The 3,385-nt window shown below is 71.4% G+C and carries 1 protein-coding gene and 1 pseudogene; both read left to right on the forward strand.

The window, feature by feature from the left end; translation table 11 throughout:
- Nucleotides 1-810, forward strand: a pseudogene (locus GA0115259_RS13300) (hypothetical protein); the annotation flags it as partial.
- 433 nt (nt 811-1,243) lie between these two features.
- Nucleotides 1,244-3,325, forward strand: coding sequence for an FAD/NAD(P)-binding protein (locus tag GA0115259_RS13305; protein WP_370747681.1), 2,082 nt, complete (start codon nt 1,244-1,246; stop codon nt 3,323-3,325).
- Nucleotides 3,326-3,385: the final 60 nt, after the last annotated feature.

A 3,385-nucleotide genomic window follows, 5' to 3' on the forward strand; every position in this document is an offset into this window, starting at 1 on the left:
CTGGTCGACGCGATCGACCGGCAGCCGGAGATCGAGGCGCTGGCCGGCCCTGGCACTCCGCTGCTCACCGTCACCGAACCGACCGAGACGGCCACCGCCGCCGCCTTCGCGCACACCGCCGTACTGGCCGGCCGGCCCGGCAACAGCGCGCCGCTCGCCGAGGCCGGCCGGCTCTTCGGCCGGCTCGCCCATCTGCTGGATGCCGTGGAGGACCAGCGAGCTGACGAGGCGTCGGGCGCCTGGAATCCGCTCACCGCGACCGGCACCTCGCTGACGGAGGCCCGACGGCTCGCCGATGACGCGGTGCGCGGGATCAGGCTCGCGCTGCGGGACGCGGAGTTCACCGACGACCGGCTGGCGCATGTGCTGCTCGCGCATGAACTGCGCATATCCGTCGACCGCGCCTTCGGTACGACGGCCTGTGGGCACGCGGCGCAGGGCGGCCGGGACGGACAGGGCGGCCAGGACGGACAGGGCGGTCTGCCGCCGCAGGGCAATCCGTACGCCGGCCAGGGCCCTGCAGCGTACGGGCCCTACGGCTCGAACAATCCCTATGGCGGCGGACATCCGGGCGTACCGGGCGGACCCGGTGGCCCGGGCGGGCTGCCGGGCCCCGTGCCGGAGCCGCAGAAGCCCGGCAGACGCGGCTTCTGGGCCGGCTGCGCGGTCTTCGTCGGACTGTGCTGCACCTGCAAGCTGTGCTGTGCGAAGGAGTACGAAGGTCCGTGGTCGCGCAAGAAGCGGGAGGGCTGCTGCCGCGACTGCGACTGCGATTGCAGCGGTTGTGACTGCTGCGGTTGTGATTGCTGAGAATGGCGGGCGGACAACACGGGCGAGGGGATTCGAGCGTGACGCTCTGCGTGTGAAGGCACGCGGAACGGCGCGGAAGCGCCGGGACTGCCGGGCCGTGCAGGGTGTCAGCTCAACAGGAAGAGGACCACACTCGACCGAAGTCGATGTGGGAGCGCGTGACCAGCCACTGCTGCCGATGCATGGGATCAAGTGGAACAGGCATCCGTTTCCACGTCAACTGAGTGAGACCGCACGCTCACAGTCCGGACGAGCTTGACAACAGGCCGTACACACCGCTTAGCCTCGGTGGTGCGGTGGATCCTGCTGAGGGGCTCGGTCCGCCCGCACTGTCTGTGAAGGCACATCCCGTGTTCGATCACCGTATCCACGGAGCCTTCGCATGCCTGTGCCACCTGTGCCGTCCGAGTCGCCTGCGTCGTCCGTGCCGCCTGTGCCGCCTGCGTCAACGGGTGATGTCCGCCCTCCGGCCGTAACTCCGGTCGTCACTCCCTCCCTCATCGTGATCGGCGCGGGCCCGCGCGGCACGGGCTTTCTGGAGCGGCTCGCCGCCAACGCGCCGTCCCTGTACGACGGCCGGCCGCTGGACATCCATCTCGTGGATCCGTATCCGCCGGGCGCCGGCCGGATCTGGCGCCGTGACCAGTCACCGCTGCTGTGGATGAACTCCATGGCCGAGGACGTCACGATGTACACCGACGAATCGGTCGTCCTGGAAGGGCCCGTACGGCCGGGGCCCGCGCTGCACGAATGGGCCCGGGCGGTCAGGGAGGGCCGGATAGCGCTCCCGGCAGAGTCCGAGCGGGCCGAGCCGGGACTCCGTGCGGCGATAACCGCGCTCACCGGCCAGACCTTTCCCAGCAGACAGGTGCAGAGCGCCTATCTGAGCTGGGTGTACGAACAGACCGTGGCCGCCCTGCCGCCCGGTGTCACGCTCCATCTCCACCGAACCCACGCCCTGCGGATCAGCGGCCCGCGCGGCGGACGTCAGCGTGTCTGGCTGGAGGACCGCGCCGAGCCGCTGCTCGCCGATCTCGTCGTGCTCACCCTCGGCCATCTCGACGGTGAACCGGACGCGCGGACGCGGGAGTTGGGGGAATTCGCGCGCCGCCACCAACTGATCCATCTGCCGCCGGACTTCACCGCCGACAGCGATCTCTCCGCACTGCCCGCCGGTGAGCCCGTACTCGTCCGGGGCTTCGGACTCGCCTTTGTCGATCTGATGGTGCTCCTGACCGAGGGACGCGGCGGACGGTACTCGGGCAGCGCCGACGACGGCAGCGCCGACCAGGACGGCGGAGCGCTCACGTACCACCCATCGGGACGGGAGCCGGTCCTGTACGTCGGATCGCGGCGCGGAGTCCCGTACCACTCCAAGATCGGTTACGGTCCGGACGGTGAACGGCCGCCGCTGCCACGCTTCTTGGGGTCCGGGCAGATCGACGAGCTGCTGAGCAGGCCGGGCCCGCCCGACTTCGAGCGCGATCTCCGGCCGCTGGTGGACAAGGAACTCGGATTCGCCCACTACCACCGGCTCTTCAGCGCCCATCCCGAGCGTACGCGCGTCGGCTGGACCGACTTCGAGGAGAAGTACGCGGCAGCCGATCCCGGCAGCCCGGAGCTGGACGCCCTGGTCACCACCGCCGTACCGGATCCCGCAGACCGCATCGATCTGGCCGCCCTCGACCGGCCGCTGGACGGGCTGCGCTTTCCTTCGTACGACGCACTCCAGGACGCGCTGCGCGCGTACATAGCCGCCGATCTCGTCCGTCGGCACGATCCGTCCCACAGTGCGGACCTGGCCGTCTTCCACGGGCTGCTCTCGGTCTACGGGCAGCTCGTGCGCCTCGGCGACCTCGGGGACATGGACGACCGGTGGCACGGCTTCTTCAGCTATCTCGCCTCCGGCCCGCCGGGCCCGAGACTGCGCCAGTTGCTCGCGCTCTCGCGGGCCGGTGTGGTCCGCTTCCTCGGCCCGGACATGACGGTCGAGACCGATGACCGGCAGGGCGTCTTCCGGGCCCGCAGCGCCGGTGTGCCCGGTGAGTACGTCGAGGCGCGCGCCCTGGTCGAGGCCCGGCTGCCCGATTCCTCGCCGGAGCGCACCCGCAGCCCGCTGCTGCGCGCGCTGTACGAGGAGGGCGCGGCCGTCACCGCCGGAGCCGGTCTGGTCAAGGTCGACCCGGACGACGGACGGCTCGTGGAGCGCGACGGCCGTCCGCATCCACGGCGTTTCGCACTCGGCCCGTACACCACCGCCCGCTCCAGCGGCGCGTTCACCCGGCCCCGTACCGGCGGACCGGCGTTCCGGCAGAACGACGCGACGGCGCGGGCCGCGCTCAGCCTCCTCGGTGAACTGCCCTTCCGCACCGGGCCTGTGTCCTCCTCCGGCGACCGGCCGCGCGCCGTGCTGCCATCGCCGGATGATCCGCTCGCGGGATCGACCGACGGTCCGCGTGCCGTGTCCTCAACCGCCGGCCGGGCCCCGAGCGGCCCGTCCGAAGCCGAAAGGTAAGGCCCGCCATGTCCGCCACCCGACCACTGCATCTCGCCGCCGAGATCGGCGGGCCCCCGC

The organism is Streptomyces sp. MnatMP-M17 (assembly GCF_900091995.1).
GTDB lineage: Bacteria > Actinomycetota > Actinomycetes > Streptomycetales > Streptomycetaceae > Streptomyces.